General features: G+C 65.8%; 20 protein-coding genes. 7 read left to right on the top strand and 13 right to left on the bottom strand.

Annotation, left to right across the window (positions count from 1 at the left end; genetic code table 11):
• From purH to hemF, 4 genes are all read left to right on the top strand, one after another.
• Nucleotides 1–1569 carry a bifunctional phosphoribosylaminoimidazolecarboxamide formyltransferase/IMP cyclohydrolase gene (gene purH, locus J0L98_RS01440; RefSeq protein WP_296409572.1) on the top strand — a complete coding sequence of 523 codons (1569 nt, stop codon included), beginning with the start codon at nt 1–3 and terminating at the stop codon, nt 1567–1569.
• Between the two features lie 13 nt (nt 1570–1582).
• Nucleotides 1583–2872, top strand: coding sequence for a phosphoribosylamine--glycine ligase (purD, locus tag J0L98_RS01435; protein WP_296409571.1), 1290 nt, complete (start codon nt 1583–1585; stop codon nt 2870–2872).
• Between the two features lie 90 nt (nt 2873–2962).
• On the top strand, nt 2963–3328 hold the full coding sequence (locus tag J0L98_RS01430; protein WP_296409570.1) for a hypothetical protein: 366 nt from the start codon (nt 2963–2965) through the stop codon (nt 3326–3328).
• Between the two features lie 43 nt (nt 3329–3371).
• Nucleotides 3372–4286 (top strand): oxygen-dependent coproporphyrinogen oxidase, encoded by a 915-nt coding sequence (hemF, locus tag J0L98_RS01425; protein WP_296409569.1) that lies wholly within the window; start codon nt 3372–3374, stop codon nt 4284–4286.
• A 144-nt stretch (nt 4287–4430) separates the two neighbouring features.
• Here the strand turns inward: hemF and ahpC are convergent, their stop codons facing one another.
• From ahpC to hemC, 5 genes are all read right to left on the bottom strand, one after another.
• Nucleotides 4431–4994 (bottom strand): alkyl hydroperoxide reductase subunit C, encoded by a 564-nt coding sequence (ahpC, locus tag J0L98_RS01420; protein ID WP_296409566.1) that lies wholly within the window; start codon nt 4992–4994, stop codon nt 4431–4433.
• A 193-nt stretch (nt 4995–5187) separates the two neighbouring features.
• Nucleotides 5188–6363, bottom strand: a complete 1176-nt coding sequence (locus J0L98_RS01415) for a heme biosynthesis HemY N-terminal domain-containing protein (RefSeq protein ID WP_296409565.1) — start codon at nt 6361–6363, stop codon at nt 5188–5190.
• 8 nt (nt 6364–6371) lie between these two features.
• The gene (locus J0L98_RS01410; protein WP_296409564.1) at nt 6372–7487 is read right to left on the bottom strand and encodes a uroporphyrinogen-III C-methyltransferase; all 1116 of its coding nucleotides are present in this window, start codon (nt 7485–7487) and stop codon (nt 6372–6374) included.
• A gap of 10 nt (nt 7488–7497) precedes the next feature.
• Complete coding sequence (locus J0L98_RS01405) at nt 7498–8289, bottom strand: uroporphyrinogen-III synthase (protein ID WP_296409562.1); 792 nt, start codon at nt 8287–8289, stop codon at nt 7498–7500.
• A gap of 11 nt (nt 8290–8300) precedes the next feature.
• Nucleotides 8301–9230 carry a hydroxymethylbilane synthase gene (gene hemC, locus J0L98_RS01400; protein WP_296409561.1) on the bottom strand — a complete coding sequence of 310 codons (930 nt, stop codon included), beginning with the start codon at nt 9228–9230 and terminating at the stop codon, nt 8301–8303.
• 200 nt (nt 9231–9430) lie between these two features.
• Between hemC and ppc the strand changes: the two genes are divergently transcribed.
• Together ppc and ppk2 are read left to right on the top strand one after the other, a co-directional pair.
• Nucleotides 9431–12193, top strand: coding sequence for a phosphoenolpyruvate carboxylase (gene ppc, locus J0L98_RS01395; RefSeq protein ID WP_296409559.1), 2763 nt, complete (start codon nt 9431–9433; stop codon nt 12191–12193).
• A gap of 85 nt (nt 12194–12278) precedes the next feature.
• The gene (gene ppk2, locus J0L98_RS01390) at nt 12279–13202 is read left to right on the top strand and encodes a polyphosphate kinase 2 (RefSeq protein ID WP_296409557.1); all 924 of its coding nucleotides are present in this window, start codon (nt 12279–12281) and stop codon (nt 13200–13202) included.
• A 2-nt stretch (nt 13203–13204) separates the two neighbouring features.
• Here ppk2 and J0L98_RS01385 read toward each other — a convergent pair whose 3' ends face one another.
• From J0L98_RS01385 to J0L98_RS01350, 8 genes are all read right to left on the bottom strand, one after another.
• On the bottom strand, nt 13205–14263 hold the full coding sequence (locus J0L98_RS01385) for a carboxysome shell carbonic anhydrase domain-containg protein (protein ID WP_296409555.1): 1059 nt from the start codon (nt 14261–14263) through the stop codon (nt 13205–13207).
• Between the two features lie 89 nt (nt 14264–14352).
• A complete protein-coding gene (locus J0L98_RS01380; protein ID WP_296409553.1) occupies nt 14353–15564 on the bottom strand; it encodes a hypothetical protein in 1212 nt (403 codons plus the stop codon).
• Nucleotides 15557–16663 carry an acyltransferase gene (locus J0L98_RS01375; RefSeq protein WP_296409550.1) on the bottom strand — a complete coding sequence of 369 codons (1107 nt, stop codon included), beginning with the start codon at nt 16661–16663 and terminating at the stop codon, nt 15557–15559. The genes J0L98_RS01380 and J0L98_RS01375 overlap by 8 nt, the downstream gene beginning before the upstream one ends.
• 90 nt (nt 16664–16753) lie before the next feature.
• Complete coding sequence (locus J0L98_RS01370) at nt 16754–17728, bottom strand: hypothetical protein (protein WP_296409549.1); 975 nt, start codon at nt 17726–17728, stop codon at nt 16754–16756.
• Entirely contained in the window at nt 17713–18324 is a 612-nt protein-coding gene (locus J0L98_RS01365) for a hypothetical protein (protein ID WP_296409547.1), read from the bottom strand. The genes J0L98_RS01370 and J0L98_RS01365 overlap by 16 nt, the downstream gene beginning before the upstream one ends.
• Before the next feature lie 221 nt (nt 18325–18545).
• Nucleotides 18546–20663 carry a YgiQ family radical SAM protein gene (locus J0L98_RS01360; protein ID WP_296409603.1) on the bottom strand — a complete coding sequence of 706 codons (2118 nt, stop codon included), beginning with the start codon at nt 20661–20663 and terminating at the stop codon, nt 18546–18548.
• A gap of 144 nt (nt 20664–20807) precedes the next feature.
• Nucleotides 20808–21584, bottom strand: a complete 777-nt coding sequence (locus tag J0L98_RS01355; protein ID WP_296409546.1) for a LytTR family DNA-binding domain-containing protein — start codon at nt 21582–21584, stop codon at nt 20808–20810.
• Nucleotides 21581–22600 carry a histidine kinase gene (locus J0L98_RS01350; protein WP_296409544.1) on the bottom strand — a complete coding sequence of 340 codons (1020 nt, stop codon included), beginning with the start codon at nt 22598–22600 and terminating at the stop codon, nt 21581–21583. Before J0L98_RS01350 ends, J0L98_RS01355 begins: the two co-directional genes overlap by 4 nt.
• Nucleotides 22601–22685: 85 nt before the next feature.
• Here J0L98_RS01350 and argH point away from each other — a divergent pair, with 85 nt between their 5' ends.
• Entirely contained in the window at nt 22686–24146 is a 1461-nt protein-coding gene (argH, locus tag J0L98_RS01345; protein WP_296409542.1) for an argininosuccinate lyase, read from the top strand.

The following is a 24146-nucleotide window of genomic DNA, read 5'->3' as shown; positions in this document are numbered from 1 at the left end:
ATGAAAGTCACCCAAGCCCTGCTCAGCGTCTCCGACAAGACCGGCGTCATCGAATTTGCCCGCGAGCTGTCCGCCCTCGGCATCAAGCTGCTGTCCACCGGCGGCACCGCCAAGTCCCTGCGTGATGCCGGCCTGCCGGTGACCGACGTTTCCGACTACACCGGCTTCCCCGAGATGCTCGATGGCCGCGTCAAGACCCTGCACCCCAAGGTGCACGGTGGCATCCTGGCCCGTCGCGACCTGCCCGAGCACCTGGCAAAGCTGGAGGAGCACAGCATCCCCCGCATCGATCTGGTGGTGGTCAACCTCTACCCCTTCCAGGCCACCGTCGCCAAGGCCGACTGCACCCTGGAAGACGCCATCGAGAACATCGACATCGGCGGCCCCACCATGGTCCGCGCCGCGGCCAAAAACCACGGCAATGAGGCCGGCGGTGTCGGCATCGTGACCGATCCCGAAGACTACGCGGCCATCATCGCCGAGCTCAAGGCAGGCGGTGGCGCCCTCAGCTACAAAACCCGCTTCGATCTGGCCCGCAAGGCCTTCACCCACACGGCCCGTTACGACTCGGCCATCTCCAACCACCTGACCGCCCTGGCGGAAGACGGCAGCAAGATGGCCTACCCGGAGCGCTTCCAGCTGGCCTTCGACAAGGTGCAGGACCTCCGCTACGGCGAGAACCCCCACCAGTCCGCCGCCTTCTACCGCGAGTCCAGCGCCCCGGCCGGCGCCATCGCCGCCTACATCCAGGTGCAGGGCAAGGAGCTCTCCTACAACAACATCGCCGACTCCGACGCGGCTTGGGAGTGCGTCAAGGCCTTTGACGGCGTCGCCTGCGTGATCGTCAAGCACGCCAACCCGTGTGGCGTGGCCGTGGCCGCCAGCCCGCTCGAAGCCTACAAGAAGGCCTTCTCCACCGACCCCACCTCCGCCTTCGGTGGCATCATCGCCTTCAACACCACGGTTGATCGCGCCGCCGCCGAGGCGATCAGCGCCCAGTTCCTGGAAGTGCTCATCGCCCCCGCCTACACCGAAGAAGCCCTTGAACTGCTCAAGGCCAAGCAGAACGTCCGCGTGCTGATCGTCCCCCTGGGCGCCGTCAAGCAGCCCGACTACAAGCGCGTCGGCGGCGGCCTGCTGGTGCAGAGCGCCGACTTTGCCCCGATCACTGCGGCCGACCTGAAGGTCGTCACCAAGCGCGCCCCCACCGAGCAGGAGCTCGGCGACCTGCTGTTCGCTTGGCGCGTGGCCAAGTACGTCAAGTCCAACGCCATCGTCTACTGCAAGGACGGCATGACCATCGGGGTCGGCGCCGGCCAGATGAGCCGGGTGGACTCCGCCCGCATCGCCAAGATCAAGGCCGAGAACGCCGGCCTCGTCATCCCCGGCTGCGTGGTGGCCTCCGATGCCTTCTTCCCCTTCCGTGACGGCCTCGACGTGCTGGCCCAGGCGGGCGCCACCGCGGTCATCCAGCCGGGTGGCTCCATGCGCGACGCCGAGGTCATCGCCGCCGCCGACGAGCAGGGCATCGCCATGGTCCTGACCGGCTTCCGTCATTTCCGCCACTGATCCGCGCCCTCCCATGAAGATCCTCGTCATCGGCTCCGGCGGGCGCGAACACGCGCTGGCCTGGAAGCTGGCCCGCTCACCGCGGGTCCATAAAGTCTGCGTCGCCCCGGGCAACCCGGGCACGGCCCGCGAACCCGGCATCGAGAACGTGGCCATCACGGCCATTCCCGATCTGATCGCCTTCGTCCGCAAGGAGCAGATCGGCCTGACCGTGGTCGGTCCCGAGGCGCCCCTCGCCGCAGGTGTTGTGGACGCCTTCCGTGCCGCCGGCCTGCCCATCTTCGGGCCGACCCGGCTCGCCGCCCAGCTCGAAAGCTCCAAGGACTTCGCCAAGCAGTTTCTGCAGCGCCACAAGATCCCCACCGCCCGCTACCAGACCTTCTCCGACGCCACCGCGGCCCACGCCTACGTGGACGCCGAGGGTGCCCCCATCGTCATCAAGGCCGATGGCCTTGCCGCCGGCAAGGGAGTGGTGGTGGCCATGACGCTTGAGGAAGCCCACGCCGCCATCGACGCCATGCTCACCCACAACACCCTGGGGGTGCAGTACGACGAGCGCGGCCCGCGAGTGGTGATCGAAGAATTCATGGAAGGCGAGGAAGCCAGCTTCATCGTCATGGCCGACGGCCGTCACGCCCTGCCCCTGGCCACCTCGCAAGACCACAAGCGCCTCAAGGACGCCGACCTGGGCCCCAACACCGGCGGCATGGGTGCCTACTCGCCCGCCCCCGTCGTGACCCCGGAAGTCCATGCCCGCGCCATGCGCGAGGTCATCATGCCGACCCTGGCCGGCATGAGCGCCGAGGGCCTGCCCTACACCGGTTTCCTTTATGCCGGCCTGATGATCGATGCCAAGGGTGCCCCCCGGGTGGTCGAGTTCAACTGCCGCATGGGCGACCCGGAAACCCAGCCGATCATGATGCGCCTCAAGTCCGACCTGGTGGACCTGGTCGAGGCGGCTGTCGCCGGCAAGCTCGACAAGGTCGAAGCCGAGTGGGACCGCCGCTTTGCCCTCGGCGTGGTGATGGCGGCTGCCGGTTACCCGGACAGCCCCCGCAAGGGTGACGCTATCCATGGTCTGCCTGCCGCGGCCACGGAAGATGCCCATGTCTTCCACGCCGGGACCACCGAAGTCGATGCTGAGATCCGTACCAGCGGTGGTCGTGTGCTGTGCGTCACGGCCCTCGGCGACAACGTGAAGAGCGCCCAGAAACGCGCCTACGAGCTGGTGGACCAGATCCACTTCGACGGCATGCAGTGTCGTCGCGACATCGGCTACCGGGCCGTCGGGCGCAAGGGCTGAATGCGATGATGAAACTCCCCCCACGCCCACAGCGTTCGCAGCCCCCCAGGGGGGCAGCAGTACGCTTTAGGCAACTTGGCGCGTACTGACATGCCGCATCTGCGCATCGAATACAGCGAGAACATGGCAGGCCGCTTCGACGGGGCCGCCCTGGCCCAGGCGGCATGTGACGCCCTGCTCTCCAGCGGCGTCTTCAATCCACCTGACTCCATCAAGGTCCGGCTGATTCCGGTACAGCACTTCCGTGTCGGCAGCGGCGCCGACCATGGCTTCGTGCACGCCGAGCTGTCCATGTTGTCGGGTCGCGACAAGCCCACCAAGCAACGCCTCACCGAAGCCCTGGTGCTGGCCATGGGTAGCTGCATCGGCCCGGGCGCCCGCATCGTGCAGATCACCGCCGATGCCCGCGACATGGACCGGGACGTCTACGCCAAGCGCTTGCTGCCAGTCACCTGACCCGCCCCTGGCTCCCCAGGAGCTGGTTTCGCCCCCCGGAAGAATGCCCATGCCCGACCGCGCCGCCGTCAAAGCCTATCTCCTCGACCTGCAAGCCCGCATCATCTCCGCCCTTGAGCAGTTTGACGGCAAGCCCTTTGTCACCGATAGCTGGACCCGGCCGGCCGGCGGCGGCGGTCTGACCCGCCTGATCGAGGACGGCAACTTCTTCGAAAGGGGTGGCTGCAACTTCTCCCACGTCATGGGCGAAGGCCTGCCTCCCTCCGCCACCGCCGCACGGCCGGAGCTCGCCGGCCGCAGCTATGAAGCCATGGGTGTCTCGCTGGTCCTGCATCCGCGCAACCCCTATTGCCCGACGGTACACATGAACGTGCGCTTCTTCATTGCAAGTAGCGAGGGCAAAGACGACGTGTGGTGGTTCGGCGGCGGCATGGACCTGACCCCCTACTACCCCTTCGAAGAGGACGTCCGCCACTTCCACTCCACCTGCAAGGCGGCGGTGCTGACCTGGGGCGAAGCCGAATACACCCGCCTGAAGGACTGGTGCGACCGCTATTTCTTCCTCAAGCACCGCAATGAACCACGGGGTGTCGGCGGTCTGTTCTTCGATGACCACGGCACCGATGGCAAGGTGGACTTCCATGCAGCCTTCGCCATGACCCGCAGCGTCGGCGACGCCTTCGTGCCGGCCTACCTGCCCATCGTCGAACGCCGTCGGGACACGCCCTATGGCGAACGCGAGCGCGACTTCCAGGCCTACCGCCGGGGCCGCTACGTTGAGTTCAACCTGGTCTTCGACCGGGGCACCCTCTTCGGCCTGCAGTCGGGCGGCCGTACCGAGTCCATCCTGATGTCCATGCCGCCCATCGTCAAATGGCGCTACGACTGGCACCCGGAAGCCGGCAGCCCGGAGGCCCGCCTGTACACGGATTTCCTGGTCGCGCGGGAGTGGGCCTGAGGCTCGCACGGCACAACCCTCAAGCCAGACAAGGCCGCCGGAGTGATCCCGCGGCCTTTTTGCTGCGGCAGACGTAAAAACGCCCGGCACGCCTGACGGCGCCCGGGCGTTCCACGACAGCCCGGAGGGCTGTGTGTCGATACCTCAGATCTTGCCAACCAGGTCCAGGGACGGGGACAGGGTGGCTTCGCCCGGGGTCCACTTGGCGGGGCAGACTTCACCCGGGTGGGAGGCCACGTACTGGGCAGCCTGCACCTTGCGCAGCAGCTCCTTGGCGTCACGGCCGATGCCCAGGTCGTGAATCTCGGCGACCTTGATCACGCCTTCGGGGTTGATCACGAAGGTGCCGCGCAGGGCCAGGCCCTCTTCCTCGATCATCACGTCGAAGTTGCGGGTGATGGCGCCAGTCGGGTCGCCGATCATCGGGTAGTTGATCCTCTTGATGGTGTCGGAGGCGTCGTGCCAAGCCTTGTGGGTGAAGTGGGTGTCGGTGGAAACGGAGTAGCACTCAACGCCCAGCTTCTGGAATTCGGGATAGACGTCAGCCAGATCGCCCAGCTCGGTCGGGCAGACAAAGGTGAAGTCGGCGGGATAGAAGAAAACCACGGACCACTTGCCCTTCAGGTCGGCGTCGGTGACCGGAACGAACTTGCCATTGCTGTAAGCGGTGGCCTTGAACGGCTTGATTTCGGTATTGATCAGGGACATTGCGTTTCCTTCACTGGTTGATAAGAGTTGGGAATCACATAATAGGCCGGACGGCCGCATCGCTCAAATTGATTGATGAAATGATCCGAATTGGAAAAAACTATCGAACAGCCAACAGGAACCACCATCCGGAAACTCATATGGTATGCCGTAAACTTGAACGATTGAAGTCAGGGCGTTACCGGCGGACACATCAGCGCCGGGACAACTCCGCTGCCGCACGATAGTGGCGGTTGGCGTCATCCGTGCGTCCAATCCGTTCAGCAAGCCGGGCCAGCTCGACATGGGCTTCCCAGCCCGGCTCAATGGCCAGCGACGCGTCGAGGTAGCTCTCGGCCTTTCCCCATAGCTGGGACTGGACACACAGACGCCCGAGACTGAGCAGCAATTGCGGATCACGTGGATGGCGTTTCAACCATTCCTCCGCGTTGGCAAGACGACTGCGCACCTCACCGCCTTCACAACGCCCGTAAATGTCGGCGAGGTTCGAATCCCACGCCAAGGCCAGCTGGGTCTCGATGGCTTTCTGGGCCGCCGCCGTCTCACCCGAGGCAAGAAGGGCTCGGGCCAACTCACCCACCAGGCGGGCATCCTTCTGTTCATCCCGCGGCACGTCATGCCAGTAGGCCAGCAGCGCCTGGGCATCGCCAGCCTTCTGGCGCAAGCCCTCCTGGTGAGCACGACGCTTGACCGGGTCCGCCTGCTCGGCCGTAAGCGCCTTGACCTTGACCAACTGGCGTACCAGACGAACCGCTTCCACCCAGTTCCCCTTGGCCTGGGCCGTGCGAAGCGCCAGACGAAGGGCCGCAATGTGACGTTGACCACCGGCCTGCAAGGCGGCGATGCACTCGGCAGCCTCATCGAAACGCCGTCCCTCCACGGCAAGCTCAGCCTCGGTCATCAGGCGCGCCACACGCACCTCTTCATCGTGGGCTGCAGCCTTGGCCAGCCATTCGCGGTAGCGCTCCTCGTCCCGCAGCGAATGGGCGGCCCGGGCGGCCAGCAAGGCAGCCAAACCGGGCGATTCCTTCGCTTCATACGCCAGCGCGGCCTGCTTGAGGGCCTGCCCGAAACGCCCCTCTATACGCAGCCGAGCTGCATCGTAGAGGGCCTGCGATGCCCTGTCGCGATTCTTGCGCGCACGAAAACGCTGCACCGCCCGTGGCAAGGCTGCTGTCCGGGCGACCAGCCGCGACAGGGCATAGAGCGCGGCAAAACCCCCGATCAGCAGCAGGAGCAGGAGATTCATTGAAATCTGGATACGGTAAGGCGGCCACACCAGCAGGGCATAGCCCTCGTTGTAGCGCCCGGCAACCGCCAGTCCTGCGGCCAGGGCGAAAAGGCCGATCAACCACATCAATCCACGCATGACCGGCCTCAGTTCTTCCTCGCAGGGCGGGTTGCCGCCTTGGGTGCCGGAGCGGCCGGCGCTGCCGGTAGCGCATCGACCCGACGCTCGAGGCGCGACAGCACGGCGCGCAGGGCGTTCTGGCTGGCCAACAGTGGGGGCAGATCCGCACCGACGGGAGACTTCTGCAGCGCCAGAAGCTCATCCCGCGCAGCCGCCACCGCGGCATTACGCACATCGAAATAGCGATCCAGCCAGCTTGCCGAAAGCCGCATGTCTTCGCGGAAGGTGTTTCCGTCACGGGTAAGCAGTGCCAACCGGGCATTCATGAGGCGCAGCTTGAGGTTTTCGCGCAGGAAAACGGCATTGCTGGGTGCCAACAGGGCCGGATCGGGACGATCCATGCGCTCGATGCGGACGAGCTGGCTGAACTCATTCCAGAAGTCCAGCCACAGGGCCGAAAGCCATCCCGGCTCGCTCTCCCTCGGCGGGGGAAGCACCTTGGGGCGGGCCTCGAACGCCAGCGGTAAGCCGTCGAGGCGTCCCATCAGGGTTTCGAGCCGGAGCGCCACACCGGCTGAATCCACCTGGGGCAGCGCCCTCAGGGACTCGATATCCTCGGCCAGTGCCTTTCGTACCGACAGCCACTGGGGGCGGTCGACGCTGGCCAGACGGGCATCGGCCGTCTGCAGGGCGGCCAGCGCGTTCTGAATGTTGCCGGCCAGCTGCAGTTGCTGGGCTGCGATGGTCACGGCCTGCTCCACCTCGGACAGCACCCGGTCGTCCCGGGTCCGCGAAAACTCCTGGTACATCGCCTCCAGGGCCAATTGCTGGCCCTGGGTTTCAGAAAAGCGGGCATCGAGCACACTCAGCTTGTTCTGCAGATCCTGCAGGTTTTCCTGATTCTTCCGGGTCAGGGCCAGAGCCTCACGGGCCACCGAGTCACCCTCGGAGAGACGCCGCGCAAGCTCCTCATGCAGTTCTGCCAGCCGGCCTCGGGTCTCCATCCACTGCCAACCGAGCAAGGCAAGCGCGATGGCGGCAATCACGGCGGAAGGACGTCGCCAGGCTGAAGAGACCGCCTGCGCCGGCGCGGCGGGCTGGGCCGCCTCAAGGGGCGGAAGGCTTGGGATTTCGCTGCTCATGGACGTGAGTTTAACCCGGATACGTGTTGTGGTTGCGCGTGGAAAAATGGGTGACAAGTCCTTCGATCAGCCCTGAATCCCCCGCGGCGGTCGTGATCACCGTGGCAAACCCGGCGGCCCGGGCACGCTCACCGATACGCGGATGAGGGGCGAAGACCGGCACACCACGCAAGGCTTCTCCCCCGGGCAACGCCTGGAGATAGCTCAGCCCTTCGCTGCTGGTCAGCGTCAGCGCGTCAAGCTGTCCCGCCCTGGCGCGATCCAGCAGGAGCACGGGATCATCCGTGGGACCACTGCGGTGATAACAGGTAAGGTATTCAACCTCCGCCCCCCGGACCCGCAAGGTATCGCCAAGCAGGTCGCGACCACCGTCGCCACGCAGGATCAGCACACGCTGCCCCGCCACCGCAGATGACTGAAAGGCGGGCAGCGCCAGGACAGACTCGCTGTCAAAACCGCCGGAGGGCGCGATGACGTCCGGGAACCCCCGGGCTGCCAGGGCCGCTTCACTGCCCTTCCCCACGGTTGAGACAGCCAGCCCGGCCGGCCACGGGCCCACGCGCAACAGCGCATCAAGGCCAAAATTGACGGCGTTGGGGCTGACGAAGAAGGCCAGGGAGAACTCGCCCAAGCGCCGCGCCACCGCTTCCAGCGGGGCCGTGTCGCGTACCGGCGAGATGGTCAGCAGCGGAAAGCGCAGGGGCTCGGCACCCAGAGCCGCGAGGGCCGCGCAGAGGCTGTCGGCCTGCCCGGCGGGGCGGGTGATGACGATGGAACGCCCGGCCAGGGGCTGCTCACCCATTCCGGTGACGCTTACAGACTGGCGAGGATCTCGTCGGCGCCATCAGCCCGCAGGTCGTCGGCCACGGCCAGGCCCAGGGCTTCCGGCTGGTCGATGGGACCACGGCGTTCGGCCCGGGCAATGCGCGAGCCATCGGGCAGGGCGACAAAGCCGCGCAGCCACAGCTCGCCTTCCTGCACCTCGGCATAGGCGCCCAGCGGTACTTCGCAGCTACCGGCCAGGGCCCGGGAGGTTGCCCGTTCGGCACGCACGCAGGCGGCAGAGCGGACGTCTGCGAGCGGAGCGATCCAGGCCGCCACTTCGGGGCGATCCGCCAGGGCCTCGATGCCCAGGGCGCCCTGACCCGCAGCCGGCAGAGACACTTCAGTGGGCAGAGTGGAGCGGATGCGGCTGGCCAGGCCCAGGCGGGTCAGGCCGGCGGCAGCGAGGATGATCGCGTCGTACTGGCCCTCATCGAGCTTGCGCAGGCGGGTATCAAGATTGCCGCGCAGGCTGCTCACCGCCAGCATCGGGTATTGGGCGTGGATCTGGGATTCGCGGCGCAGGCTGGAAGTGCCGACCACGGCGCCCGGCGGCATGTCGTCGAGGCTGTCGTACTTGTTGGACACAAAGGCATCCAGCGGCACCTCCCGCTCGGCGATGGCCACCAGCGCGAACTCGGGCGCCAGGGTCATCGGCACATCCTTCATGGAATGCACGGCGATGTCGGCGGCCCGGTCGAGCAAGGCGGTTTCGAGTTCCTTCACGAACAAGCCCTTGCCGCCCACCTTGGCCAGGGGCCGATCCAGAATCTGGTCGCCGCGCGTGGTCATGCCCAGCAATTCCACTTTGCAGGACGGATAGAGGGCTTCAAGACGGGCCTTGACGTGCTCGGCCTGCCACAGGGCGAGGCGGCTTTCACGGGTGGCGATGACGATGCGGTCGGGCGTAGGTGCGCTCACGGTATTCGGGCTCGGATGGCTGAAAGGATGATCGGGCTGACGCGGCGATATGGACAAACACGGGCTAACCGGGGCAATCTGCATGCTTGCGCAGTGCAGCATCAGGGTAGGCACCTATGGCGGCCATTCGGGTCGGGATTCTAGCATGGGGCCCCGATGCGCCTTCCGCGCCGACAACCGACAGGACAGGATCCGCCACGATGAGCGACACGAACACGAGCGAAGACAAAGACCTCCCCCTCCGCGACGATATCCGCCTGCTCGGCCGCGTGCTGGGTGACACTGTGCGCGCCCAGGAGGGCGAGGCGGTGTTCGATCTGGTGGAGACCATCCGCCAGAGCTCCATCCGCTTTCGCCGCCACGAGGATCATGGCGCCCGCCGCGAGCTGGAGGCCACCCTCGACTCCCTGTCCCGTGACCAGACCATCGACGTGGTACGCGCCTTCAGTTACTTCTCGCATCTCTGCAACATCGCCGAGGACCAGCATCACATCCGCCGCTCCCGCGCCCACCAGATCGCCGGCTCGGCGCCCCGGGAAGGCAGCCTGGCCCATGCCCTGCAGCGCGCTTTCGATGCCGGCATGGGCAGCACCGAACTGGCCGCCTTCTTCGACACGGCCAACGTGGTGCCGGTGCTCACCGCCCACCCCACCGAAGTCCAGCGCAAGAGCATCCTAAACTGTCAGATGGTCATCTCCCGCCTGCTCGACGAGCGCGACCGCATGCAGCTGACCCCCGAGGAGCAGGACGCCAATTTCGAGGCCCTGCGCCGCGCCGTGCTTACCCTGTGGCAGACCCGCATGCTGCGCACCGAAAAGCTGTCGGTGATGGACGAGGTGAGCAACGGCCTGTCCTACTTCGACTACACCTTCCTGCGTGAGCTGCCACGCCTATACGCGGGCCTTGAAGACCGCCTCGCCAGCCGTGACCGGACCTGGGGCGCCATGGAGCTGCCCAACTTCCTGCGTGTTGGCAGCTGGATCGGCGGCGACCGGGACGGCAACCCCTTCGTCACCGCCGAGATCCTTGAGAAAGCCCTGGCCACCCAGGCCGAGAAGGTCCTCACCTATTACATGGATGAAGTGCACACCCTGGGCTCCCAGCTTTCGGTGGCCCAGGGCCTGGTCAGCGCCTCGGATGCCCTGCTGCGTCTGGCCGGCGCCTCGCCGGATGGCTCGCCCCACCGCAGCGACGAGCCCTACCGCCGCGCCCTGACCGGCGTCTATGCCCGCCTCGCGGCCACCTACGCGCAACTCCTCGGCCATCAACCCCCGCGCCATGCGGTGGCCGCCGCTGCGCCCTACGCCGGCCCCGACGAGCTGGCTGACGAACTGGAGGTCGTGCACCGCTCCCTCACCGCCAACGGCCTCGGCGCCCTGGCCCGGGGGCGTCTGCGCCACCTGCGCCGCGCCGTGTCGGTGTTCGGCTTTCACCTGGCGCCCATCGACCTGCGCCAAAACTCCGACGTCCACGAGCGCGTCGTCGCCGAACTGATCAAGTCCATTGACCCGAGCCGCGACTACCTGGCCCTGGACGAAGCCGGCCGCATCGAGATGCTGCTCGAGGAACTGGCCACACCCCGTCCCCTGGCGTCCCCGTGGATCGACTACTCCGAAGAGAGCCAGGGCGAACTGGCGATCTTCCGCGCCGCCCGCGCCGCCCACCTGCGCTACGGCAAGGCCGCCGTGCCCAACTGCATCATCTCCAAGACCGACGACGTCTCCGACATCCTCGAAGTGGCCGTGCTGGCCAAGGAGACCGGCCTGCTGCGCCCCCTGGAAGGCGCCCTCGACGTGAACATCATTCCGCTGTTCGAGACCATCGGCGACCTGCAGAACGCCGCCGGGGTCATGGACCGCCTGTTCGCCCTGCCCGCCTACATGGCCCTGCTGGCGTCCCGCCGCAAGGAGCAGGAGGTGATGCTCGGCTACTCCGACAGCAACAAGGACGGCGGCTTCCTCACCTCGGGCTGGGAACTCTACAAGGCCGAGATCGGCCTGGTGGACACCTTTGCCCGCCATGGTGTGCGCCTGCGCCTGTTCCACGGCCGCGGCGGCTCCGTCGGCCGCGGTGGCGGCCCCAGCTATCAGGCCATCCTGGCCCAGCCGGGCGGCGCCGTGCAGGGCCAGATCCGCCTGACCGAACAGGGCGAGGTGATCGCCTCCAAGTACGCCAACCCGGAAGTCGGCCGGCGCAACCTAGAGGTGCTGGCGGCCGCCACCATGGAGGCCACCCTCTTTGCCCCCCGCGACCCGGCCCCCCGCCCCGAGTACTTGGAGGCCATGGACGAGCTGTCCGAAGCGGCTTTCCAGGCTTACCGCAACCTGGTCTACGAGACCGACGGCTTCGAGCAGTATTTCTGGGAATCCACCGTGATCTCGGAGATCGCCGCGCTGAACATCGGCAGCCGCCCCGCCTCCCGCAAGAAATCCACTGCCATCGAGGATCTGCGCGCCATCCCGTGGGTATTCAGCTGGGCCCAGTGCCGCATCATGCTGCCGGGCTGGTATGGCTTCGGCTCTGCCGTCCACGCCTACCTGAAGAAGCACGGCGACGCCGGCCTGGCGCGCCTGCAAGCCATGCACAAGGAGTGGTCCTTCTTCGCCACCCTGCTCTCCAACATGGACATGGTACTGGCCAAGAGCGACATCGCCATCGCCAGCCGCTATGCCGAACTGGTCAAGGACAGCGCCCTGCGCGAAGCCATCTTCCCGCGCATAGCCAAGGAGCACGCCAGCACCATCGAGATGCTCCTCTCCATCACCGGACAGGCCGAGCTGCTTGACGCCAACCCCCTGCTCAAGCGCTCCATCCGCAACCGCTTTCCCTACCTGGACCCGCTCAACCACGTGCAGGTCGAACTGCTGCACCGCTACCGGGAAGGCCACCAGGACGAGCGCGTCCGGCGCGGCATCCACCTTTCCATCAACGGCATTGCCGCGGGGCTGCGCAACAGCGGCTGAGCGCCCCGGTCGACAAGGTGCAACACAGCCGGTGCAGGCTAGCCCCCTGCAACCGGCTTTTTCTTCCCCCCCGACCGGAGACCCCATGGACAATCAGGAAATCGGCGACCTGCACCGTCGCCTGGAACGCGAACTCCTTGACAGCTACGACGAAGAACTCGAGCTGGAACTCGACGACCGTCGTTTCGAGGAAATCGGCAGCGGCGCAGCCCATCCGCCGACCGACGAAGAGAAGGCCCAGCGCCAGCGCTACTTCAAGGAGCTGCTGCGCCTGCAGGGTGAACTGGTGAAACTGCAGGATTGGGTGGCCACCACCAAGCACCGGGTGGTGATCCTGTTCGAAGGCCGCGATGCGGCCGGCAAGGGTGGCGTCATCAAGCGCATCACCCAGCGCCTCAACCCCCGGGTGTGCCGGGTGGTGGCCCTGCCCGCCCCCAACGACCGGGAGCGCACCCAGTGGTACTTCCAGCGCTACGTCCCGCACCTGCCGGCCGCCGGCGAGATCGTGCTGTTCGACCGGAGCTGGTACAACCGGGCGGGCGTCGAACGGGTCATGGGCTTCTGCTCGGATGAGGATTACGAAGAATTCTTCCGCTCGGTACCCGAGTTCGAGCGCATGCTCGTGCGTTCGGGCATCCAGTTGATCAAGTACTGGTTCTCGATCACCGACGAAGAGCAGCACTTCCGCTTCCTGTCACGCATCCACGACCCCCTGAAGCAATGGAAGCTGAGCCCCATGGACCTGGAGTCCCGCGCCCGCTGGGAAAAATACACCGAGGCCAAGGAGATCATGCTGGAACGCACTCACATCCCCGAAGCCCCCTGGTGGATCGTCCAGGCCGACGACAAGAAGGCCGCCCGCCTCAATTGCATCCACCATCTGCTGGGCGAGATCCCCTACGCGGAGGTGGAGCGCCCCCTGGTTGATCTGCCGGCCCGCGTTCGAAACCCCGACTACGTGCGCCACGAAGTTCCGCCCGAGATGTTCGTACCCGACTACTTCCGCTAGCTTCAATCCAGCGCTTCCAGCCCCCGGGTGGCCCAGTTCAGTACGGCCGCATGCACCGTCATCCGGGGGGCCAGATCGGGCAGGTCGCGGCGGATCACCTCGGCAGCAAAGTGCGCCATGAAGCGCGCCTTCAGCTCAGCCCGGGCCCGGTCCGAGCCGATGTCCTGGTAGGGCGAGGAGGCCAGCAGCAGGAAGCCGTCATCCGGAATGCGCCCCCCCTTCATGTTGGAGGCGATGATGGCGCCAGCCTTGCGGATGGGATCGGCGAGATCGGGGCTGTAGGGGCCGATGATCAGCGCCAGGTTGGGGGCGTGCAGGAAGTCGAAGCCCCGCCCCACGCAGATCATCCATTCCCGGTGCTCGATGTCGAGCTGCCTGTCCAGCTTGCGCACCTCCGCCACATGAGCGATGTTGCCCGCCACCAGTCGCGCCAGATCGGCCAGCATCACCCCCGGCATGTCGGGAAACAGGGGTTGCAGGCGCGCCCGCAGGCTGGCCTCGGTTTCATCTGCCGCCAGGGTGGACACATCCAGGGTGGCGCCGCCGGCCCCGTGCAGCACCAGCGCGTCCTCGTCGGTTTCGAAACCGCAGACCAGGGGATAAACCGTGGCGTGCCCGCGCCCGAACACGTGCTCCACCTGCCCCTTGACCCCGAACACATGGGCGATGGCCTGGTCCGTGTGATAGTTGAAGCCGGCACAGCAGCGGTGAGGCTCACCACGGGAATAGTGGTAGGTAATGAACATCAGCACCCGCTGACCGCTGCGCACCCGGTCATGGACGTAGTGTTCGAGTACCTCGCCCAGGTGGGGCCAGCCCAGATCGAAGAAGCCCCCCAGGTTGCGGAAGGGCTGGATGATGCCCGGCGGCGTGTTGGTGGCGATGGGAATGTTGATGCGCCCGTCCATGCACTTGAGCACGGCAATGGCGGTGGGGTGCCGCGCCCGGTGACGCTCCCGGGCCATACTGGCCTCCGGGTCACAGTAGGCCGCCGAATACCGGCGCGCCACATCGTAAAGCCAGTCGATACGTTCGCCGATGGGCTTCCTGTGGATGCTCATGGTGTCTCCCCCGTGTTCTTGTAGGGGAAAGGTGCATCAGCCGCGGGGTAAGGTCAATGGGGCCGTGAGACGACCCGCGGGAACCGATCTCAAATGCCCAGCATGTTCCTGACATCGCGGATGAAGGGCTTGATGTCCTTCAGACTCCACACGTAGTAGCGCACCGACGGGCGCAGGAAGTCTCCGACAAAGCGCAGCACCTCATGCAGCGGACGCACCTGGAAAGTCCGGTCGCGGATCTGGCCGGGCTGCAACAGGATGCGCCTCAGGCGCTTCAATTCGGTGGCCACCATCCGGCAGCGCAAGGTGTCGTCCTGCGGCGGCAGGTCGGGCATCCGCCCCTGCCCCTGCAGACTGTAGGCAAGCAAGCCGAACCCGGCCCCGCAGTACATTGCCAGGGGAAAACTGCCCCAGAAACGGCCATTCACTTCCATCAGCACGGCACGCCCGCTGGCCGGGTCGTAGCGGTATTCAACCATCGCCACGCCGTCCCAGCCGATGTGCTGCAGCAGGCGGATGGATTTCTCCTGCAATGGGACGAACTGCTCCAGCGGCACCGCATCGCAGACGCTCGAAAACCCGCCCTCCGGCGGCCACTCGGCGATGCGCAGGTGCTGGAAGCGCCGTACCGCCTGACCACGGTGCATGAAGAAGAACTGCCCGAGGCCGACCCCCGCACAATACTCCTGGACCAGGGGCCACTGGCCCACTTTCCGATAGCGCTCGGCAACCTTCAGGAACTCGCCCGCGGTATAGACATACTCGGCCTTCACCAGATCGATGCCCTGCGCACCCAGGGCAGCCGCGACGGCGTTGGGGTCCGACCACTTGAGCACCGCAGGAAAGCGGAAGTCCCGGGCCAGCGCCTCAACCGCTGCCCAATCGGCCGGGCTGGCGCTTCGGGGCACATCAATGCCGACAGCCTCGGCTGCCTCCAGGGTGCGGGCCTTGTCGAGGACGAGGGCAAAGGCATCCTTTGATGGCAGCAAGGGGGTGATCAGCCCCAGGTGCTCGCGGTTGTCAATCAGCCAGCTGGTATTGGCCTCGGAAACGGTCAGCAGGTAGCCGCGCCCATGGCGTTCCCCGAAGGACCGCAGCTCCGCCAGGCCCTCGTCCGTGCGGGGTTTGCGCAGGATCTCCCCATGGGCGAGATAGCGGGACTGCAAACCGATGGCGTTCGCGTCGGTGGCAATGCCGATCACCGGAATGCCCGCCTCGCCCAGCTCGCGGATCAGGCTCAGTCCGATCTGCGTCTCGATGCCCAGCACGTAGCAGGGGGCCGCATTTTGCATGTCAGTCATGGCGGGCAACTTCCGCAGATCGCACCAGAGGAATGCGGGAGATGAGGCGGAACAGGAAATCGCGCAGGATGTAGCGCCGGTTCTCGGTGAGGTGCCCCACCACCCCGACGGTCATGAACATCAGCGCCGTGACGGTCAACCAGAAGCCGGGCCCTGCCGGATCCCCCTGGACGACTGCCCCCCAGAACAGAAACAGGGGCTGGTGCAGCAGGTAGAGCGTGAATGTGTAGTTGGCCACCAAGCGCACCGGCCGCTCGACCAGCAACAAGGACTGGCCATGGTGCGCCAGCACATTGCGCATGCTGGCGAAATTCAGAAACACCAGTACACCCAGGATGTAGTCGCCAATGAAGAACTTGGCAAAGGTGAGCTGGCGGTGGTTCTCCTTGCCGATCACCCCCATCAGCCAGTCGGAACACCACTCACTGATACCAAAGGCATGGAAGGCCACGATGCCGACGGAAGACAGCACCGCCAGCGTCAGCGACACGGAACCCGACCAGTCCTGGGTGGCGCGCCAGCGGTAGAGCAGCACCCCCAGCCACCACAGGGGGGCAAGGAGCATGAACTTAGGCCCGAGTGCGACCGCGACGAGCAGCGCCGCGATGAGGCCGCGACGCTTCGGCATGAAGACCACCAGGGCAAAGGTCACGTAGTACCAGAACTCGAAGCAGATCGACCAGTAGGGAACGTTGGAGAAACTGGTAATGGAGATGAACCACACCTCGTTGAGCAGCAAGAGGCTGCCGCCGATGCGCGCGACGAACTGGTCGAAGGGATAGCCGGAGTAGATCTCCGGCACCAGTTGGCGACCAATGGCATCGAGGAGTACGGTCAGAACGATGGCCGGCACCGTCACGGAAAACACCCGGGAGATCCGGCTAGCCGCATAGGCCGGCAGCCGGGACTCCTTGGTATCGGTGACAAAGGCGATCACGAAGCCCGACAGCACGAAGAAGACGATCACCGAACTGTGACCGTAGTGGCTGGCCGGCAGGATGGCTTCGGAAAGAAAACGCTGATTCGAGTGGTAAAGATAGACGAGGAAAGCCGCAGTGAAACGGACGACGTCGAGATAGACCGAGAAAGAACGGTTCATGATGGCATCACGGGAGCATTGACCGGATCAGGCTGCCAGCGGCCCTCGCGGCAGGAGGAAAGGCACACAGGCGGCATACCCAGCCCCTGCTTACCCGAGGATGCGGCGGGCCAGTTGCTCGCCATGTCGTCTGAGCGTGGCGCCCATGGAGACCTTTGCCAGCTCGCGCGCCCCATCGGCCCGACGAATCACCAGAGGGGTATCCATGGCCCCAACCCGAAAACGCTCCGCATGCATGCCGAGGTAGCGGCACAAGGCCTCGAAACGCCCTACGACGATGCCATCGGGCACGCGGCTGTCCTGCCGGAGCATTTCGAAGTTGTGGGACAGCAGGACGAAGTGCTCGGTACCGGACTCATACGCGGACTCCAGAGCCTCGCTCAGTTCCGCAAAGCTGCAGGCGCCCAGCTGGGCCGGCCGCAGACGCCCGGTACCATCGCGAAAGACCGTCATGGGCAAGATGGCCACGCCTTCGAACGCCTGCGGGCGGGTGAAATCGAGCGTGCCGCGGAGGTCGGGCCCGCTGTTGGCGGCGACCTCGTTGAGACTGCTGTCGATACCGATGCCGCAGGCGTAAAGCGCCCGGTAGGTATCCGCATTGCAGGCGAAGCTGCCGGCACGAAAAGCGCTGACCCCGGTGCAGCCGACTTGAGCCAGCAGATCAAGGCCCAGCCGGACCAGCGTGATCTGCTCTTCGAGCGTGTAATAGGCCAGGTGCTGACGCTTCCTGCTGGCCCCCGGAAAAGGGAGGGGCCGCAGTTCATCCGACCATTCGGGGTGCAGATGTAGCTGAATGTCGTGGCCGCCACTGCGGATCAGCTCCACGATGGTCGCCAGCTTGTCGACTCCAAAGCGCGCAGCAAACAGTGGCTCGACGAAGAACACCCCCTTGAGACCGTTCTTCGCAAGGATTTCCAGGGTCTTGGGCAAGGCGTAGTCGCCCTTTGGCGAACGACCATAAACATAGCGTTCGAAGCTTGCCGGAAACCGGCCATCAAGGTCGTCCCAGCTACCGCACCAGACCTCGATATCGAAGCTCAGGTAAACGTTCATGACATGAGACATGGGCTTTCCGCCTGACGCAGTTCCTCGACGAGGTTCACCACCGCCGAATGGATGATCGCAAAACACGTCCGGAAATACTGGTCGGTGTGCAGGTGCGGATCGTGGATGTGAATCCGGTGAGGGCGTGACCAGTGGCCGAGGAGCAGAACCGCATCGGCCGGAATCCCGCGGCGCACCAGCTCATGGGCGTGACGAACCTCCATGGCCAGCAGCAGATCGCCGGGCTGGTAGGCGTAATCCGTGAAGTCGGTTGCGCGGTGTTCGGCGAGGCTGGCCCCATAAACCGGGGCCGTACTGAGGGCCTTCTCAAAGGCGGGAGCCCCGGTCGTGGTGGACAAGCCGATGGAGATCACCCGCACGCCCAACCCCGCCGCCACGGCATGCCCAAAGGCACTCCGGTTGATATTGCCGAGGCACACAAAGACCAGCCGCCGGACCCGCTCGGGCTGGAGCTGGACAAAAGGCGCCAGATTGCCGCCGACAAAGGCCATCTCACCCAGGACAAACCGCACAAAACCACGGAAGGTGCCGAAACCAACGTCAATCAGTGACGCGATTCGTCCGGTAAGGCTCGCACGATAGACAAAATTTTCCACTCTTCCACCACAACCTGGCCAGGGATCCTGGGTGTCGCTGACGCCACACGCAGATACTAGTGCCGCAGTATTTCAGATTTCGGGAACCGGCCTGGTTGCGAAAGGTGTCGCCCAGGGCTAGACGGGGGAAAACCCGCCCGGCATCGGGCGCCGATGATAACCGGAAAGTCCCCCGCCATCTGTGGAGCAAGTCCGCTTCGAACGTCGATCCACCCCGGGCGTCACTTGCCGGTTCCGCGGCGCACAGCCCCCGCAGCACGCCGGGCGGGCGGTGGGGCACGCCGGGCACCGACCGGGCTGTCGGCCTTGCCGCCACGCTTGCGCGGGCCGCCGGCCTTGCCTGCGTCTCCCCGCTCGAGGATCACGGGCTGATCCCTTGGCACCAGATGCCTCGGCTGGGCGCCGATCAGGTCGGCCCGGCCCATGGCCCGCAGGGCCTCGCGGATCAGCGGCCAGCCCTCCGGGTCGTGGTAGCGCAGCAGCGCCTTGTGCAGGCGGCGCTGGCGCCCGGACTTCGGGGTGTCCACCACTTCCGAGTCCGCCGACACCTTGCGGAGCGGATTCTTGCCGGTGTGATACATGGTGGTGGCCATGGCCATGGGCGTCGGCATGAAGGTCTGCACCTGGTCGAGCCTGAAGTTGTTGCCCTTCAGCCACAGGGCCAGGTTGACCATGTCTTCATCGGTCGTCCCAGGGTGAGCGGCGATGAAGTAAGGAATCAGGTGCTGCTTCTTGCCCGCCTCTTTCGAGAACTTCTCGAACATCTCCTTGAAGCGGTCGTAGGTGCCGATGCCCGGCTTCATCATCTTGTCGAGGGGGCCGTCCTCGGTGTGCTCCGGCGCGATCTTGAGCAGGCCACCCACGTGGTGGGTGACCAGCTCCTTCACATACTCGGGCGAACGCACGGCCAGGTCGTAGCGCAGCCCCGAGCCGATGAGCACCTTCTTGACCCCCGGGATCGCCCGCGCCTTGCGGTAGAGCTGGATCAGGGGGCCGTGGTCGGTGCCGAGGTTCTCGCAGATGCCCGGGAAGACGCACGACAGGCGCCGGCACGAGGACTCGATCTTCGGGTCCTTGCAGGCCATGCGGTACATGTTGGCGGTGGGGCCGCCCAGGTCGGAGATGGTGCCGGTGAAGCCGGGCGTGCGGTCGCGGATCTCCTCGATCTCCTTGAGGATGGAAGCTTCCGAGCGGCTCTGGATGATGCGCCCCTCGTGCTCGGTGATGGAGCAGAAGGTGCAGCCGCCAAAGCAGCCCCGCATGATGTTGATGGAGAAACGGATCATGTCCCAGGCCGGGATGCGCGCCTCACCGTAGCTCGGGTGGGGCTGACGGGCATAGGGCTGGCCGAAGACCCAGTCCATCTCTTCGGTGCTGAGCGGCAGCGGTGGCGGATTGAGCCATACGTCGCGGCAGCCGGGGCCGACCCCGTGGGCCTGCACCATGGCGCGGGCGTTGCCGGGGTTGGATTCAAGATGAAAGGTGCGCGAGGCGTGGGCGTACATCACCTTGTCGTCCTTGACCACCTCGTAGGCGGGCAGGCGGATGACCTGCTGGGCCCGCGCCGCCCGACGCGCCGCCACGCGCTCGGCGGCCGGAATGATCCGGATCGGCTGGGTGGTGGATTGGGCGACTGAAGTCGCCCCTACAGGCTCCATGGCGTAGGGATCGCTGTGCGGCTCGACGGGGCCCGGCCGGTCGATGTCGGTGGACGCGACCTCCACAAATCCCTCCGGGCGCCATCCGGGCTTGACCATGAAGGCGGTGCCGCGCAGGTCGCGGATGGCTTCAATGGGCTCACCTGCCGCCAACCGGTGGGCCAGGGCAATGACCGCCCGCTCACCCGATCCGAACACCAGTAGATCGGCCTTGGAGTCGGGCAGCACCGAACGGCGCACCTTCTCGGACCAGTGGTCGTAATGGGCGATGCGGCGCAGGCTGGCCTCAATGCTGCCGATGACGATGTTGGCGTCCGGGTAGGCCTCGCGGGCGCGCTGGGCGTACACGACGACGGCACGATCCGGACGTTTGTCCGGGGCCGCATCGGGCGTGTAGGCGTCGTCGGAGCGCGGCTTGCGGTCGGCGGTATAACGGTTGATCATCGAATCCATGTTGCCGGCCGTGATGCCGTAGAACAGGCGCGGCTTGCCCAGCCCCCGGAAGGCATCGGCGGAGTGCCAGTCAGGCTGGCTGATGATGCCGACCCGGAAGCCCTGGGCCTCCAGGGCACGGCCGATCAGGGCCATGCCAAAACTGGGATGGTCGATGTAGGCATCGCCCGTGACGATGATGATGTCGCATTCGTCCCAGCCCAGGGCATCCATTTCGGCCCGGGACATGGGCAGAAAGGGCGCCGGCCTGAGGCGGGGCCGGTGACGGGGATAGGCAAGCAGGGAGGGGGCGAGGCCGGGGTTTTCCATGGGGGCGAATTGTACGGGAGCCCTCCTTGGAACACCCGTCAAAACGGATGTTCCGCCCTTGCCTCACAGACCCAGCGCCTCCTTGACCGCCGGCCACTGGCGACGACTGACCGGCAACTGCTCGACCAAGCCATCGAGCAGAATCACCCAATGGGCCTCGCCATCCTCGCCGGTGGTCGCCCGAGCCACGCCACGGACCGCGGAACGGGTGATCAGGCAGTTGCGGTGGATGCGCAAAAAACGCTCGGGAAACTCTTCTTCCAATTGCACGAGGGACTCATCGAGCAAATACTCCCGCTCCCGGGTTCTCGCCACCACGTATTTCTGTTCGGCTTTCAGGAACAGCACCCCTGACACCGGCACCAGCAGAATGCGCCCACGCTCACTGATGCTGAAATGACTACGGGTGGCCGGTGCCATCCGCCGCAGCACCTCGTCGGCCTGGGGCCGCAGGCGGCGGGCCTTGGCCAGCGCATCAGCCAGGCGGGTGGCTCGCACGGGCTTGAGCAGGTAGTCAACGGCGGCCAGCTCAAAGGCGCGCACCGCATACTCGTCGTAAGCTGTCGAAAAGATCACCGCCGGCGCCGGGTCGAGCCGCCCCAGGTGGCGGGCCAGCTCGACACCGTCCATCACCGGCATGCGGATGTCGGTGATCACCAGATCGGCCGGCTCGGCCTCCAGCAGGGCAAGAGCCTCAACCCCGTTGGCCGCCATCCCGACGATGCGGGTGGGCTGACGATCAGCCAGATCCCCCAGCAGATCACGAAGCCGCTCCCGGGCCGGCGCCTCATCATCGACCAGGAGCACCGCCAGGGCGGGCAGGGACACATCGTCACTCATCGCTCTCTCCGAAAAGGCAGGCGAATGCGCACCCGGTAGGCGTCATCCGTCTGCTCGGTGTCGAGGGCCGCCTCAAGGTCATAAAACAGCATCAGGCGTTCGCGGATGTTGTCGACAGCCATGCGGTTGCCGGCATGATGACGTTCGGCATCGAGCACCGGGTTGGCGATCTCGATGATCACCTCCGGCCCCCGCCGGGCAATCAGGATCGACACCCGGCCTGGCTCGGCGCCGGGCTCGATGCCGTGATAGACCGCGTTCTCGACCAGGGGCTGAAGGAACAGCGGCGGCACCAGGGATTCATCCGCTGCCGCATCCCGTTGCCACACCACCTCCAGCCGATCGCCAAGCCGCAGGCGCTCCAGATTGAGATAGCGCTCGCACAGCACGATCTCATCGACCAAGGGCACCAGCTCGCGGTTGTCCTGCATCAGCGCACGAAAAAGGTCCGCCAGCTCCTCCAGTCCCTCCTCGGCGCGACGTGGGTTGGAACGCAACACCCCGAGCACGCCGTTGAGGCTGTTGAACAGGAAATGCGGGCGGATGCGGGCCGTCAGGGCCAGCAGCCGCGCTTCCGCCAACACCGGTGCCTGGGCGGCCCCCCGCAGGTGGAAGTATGTCAGGACGCAAGCCGCCGTCACCAGTGACCACAACAGCGGACGCAGCACACCACCGTAGCCGAGCGGTGCCAGCAGGCTCTGAACCACCACCACCACACCCAACACCACGGCGCCCGTCCCGGCCAGCCCCACAGGGTAAGGCAGGCGTTGCAAGGGCGTGCGCAGCAGGAACAGGGCCGCCACCGACAGGATCAGCGGAAACTCGACACGCACGGCCATTTCAAGGATTTCCTCGCCGAGCAGGGCCGACTCGCGGTTGCGGATCAGCCCCCCCACCAGGGCAAGCCCGTTCACCAGAAGCAAAATGCGCAGCACGACGCCCAAGTTCCGAAAATCCGGCAGGGTTCCTTCATAGCAGCCACGGCCGGCGCGGCGCGGGTTTTGCTTTATACTCATGGGTCAAAAAAACGGGCCAAAACCTTGAATCCACGGGCTTCTCTCCGTGGCACAGGCCCTCTTATCGCTGAGAGCATCAATAATTATGGCAGATCACTCCGCAACCCAGGACGGCACCGCCAAGGCCTGGTCCGGTCGTTTCACCGAACCCGTCTCCGATCTGGTCAAGCGCTACACCGCCAGCGTGTTCTTCGACAACCGCATGGCCGCCCAGGACATCCGTGGTTCGCTCGCCCATGCCACCATGCTGGCCCGCCAGGGCATCATCGGGGCCACCGATCTGGCCGACATCGAACGCGGCATGACGCAGATCGCCGGTGAGATCGAACGCGGCGAGTTCAACTGGAACCTGGACGACGAAGACGTTCACCTCAACATCGAGAAGCGCCTGACCGCCCTGGTGGGCGACGCTGGCAAGCGCCTGCACACCGGCCGCAGCCGCAACGATCAGGTGGCCACCGACATCCGCCTGTGGCTGCGCGATGCCATCGACACCATTCTCGGCCTGATCCGCGAATTCCAGCTGGCCGTGCTCGACCTGGCCGAACACCACGCTGACACCCCGCTGCCCGGCTTCACCCACCTGCAAGTGGCCCAGCCGGTCACCTTCGGCCACCACCTGATGGCCTATTTCGAGATGACCCGCCGCGACGCGGAGCGCTTTGCCGACTGCCGCAAGCGCGTCAATCGCCTGCCCCTGGGCTCCGCCGCCCTGGCCGGCACCACCTTCCCCATCGACCGGGAATACGTGGCCGAGCTGCTGGGCTTCGAGGAAGTGTGCTTCAACTCGCTGGACGCCGTCTCCGATCGCGACTTCGCCATCGAGTTCTGCGCCGCCGTGTCCCTGCTGATGACCCACCTGTCGCGCCTGTCCGAAGAGCTGATCCTATGGATGAGCCCACGGGTCGGCTTCATCGACCTGGCCGACCGCTTCTGCACCGGCAGCTCGATCATGCCGCAAAAGAAAAACCCCGACGTACCCGAGCTGGTGCGCGGCAAGACCGGCCGCGCCAACGGCAACCTGGTCTCCCTGCTGACCCTGATGAAGGGCCAGCCCCTGGCCTACAACAAGGACAACCAGGAAGACAAGGAACCCCTCTTCGACTCCGCCGACACCGCCATCGACACCCTGCGCATCTACGCCGACATGATGGGCAGCCGTATCGTTGCCGCCACCGGCGAGAAGGTCTTCAACGTCCGCGTGAAGCACGAAGCCATGCAGGCCGCCCTGACCCAGGGCTACGCCACTGCCACCGACTTGGCCGACTATCTGGTCAAGAAGGGCCTGCCCTTCCGCGATGCCCACGAGGCCGTGGCCCTGGCCGTGCGCGCCGCCGACCTCAAGGGTGTCGACCTGCCGCTCATCCCCCTGGACGAACTGCGCGCCGCCATGAGCCACGTGCCCGGCGCCGTCGAACGTCTGGATCAGGATGTGTTCCAAGTCTTGACCGTGGAAGGCTCCCTGGCATCCCGCAACCACATCGGCGGCACTGCCCCGGCCCAGGTCCGCGCCGCCATTGCCCGCGCCCGCAGTCGAATTGCTTGA

The organism is Zoogloea sp. (genome assembly GCF_017302315.1).
GTDB lineage: Bacteria > Pseudomonadota > Gammaproteobacteria > Burkholderiales > Rhodocyclaceae > Zoogloea.
The sequence above is the reverse complement of the archived record's forward strand: the minus strand, read 5'-3'. Positions and strand labels throughout refer to the sequence as shown.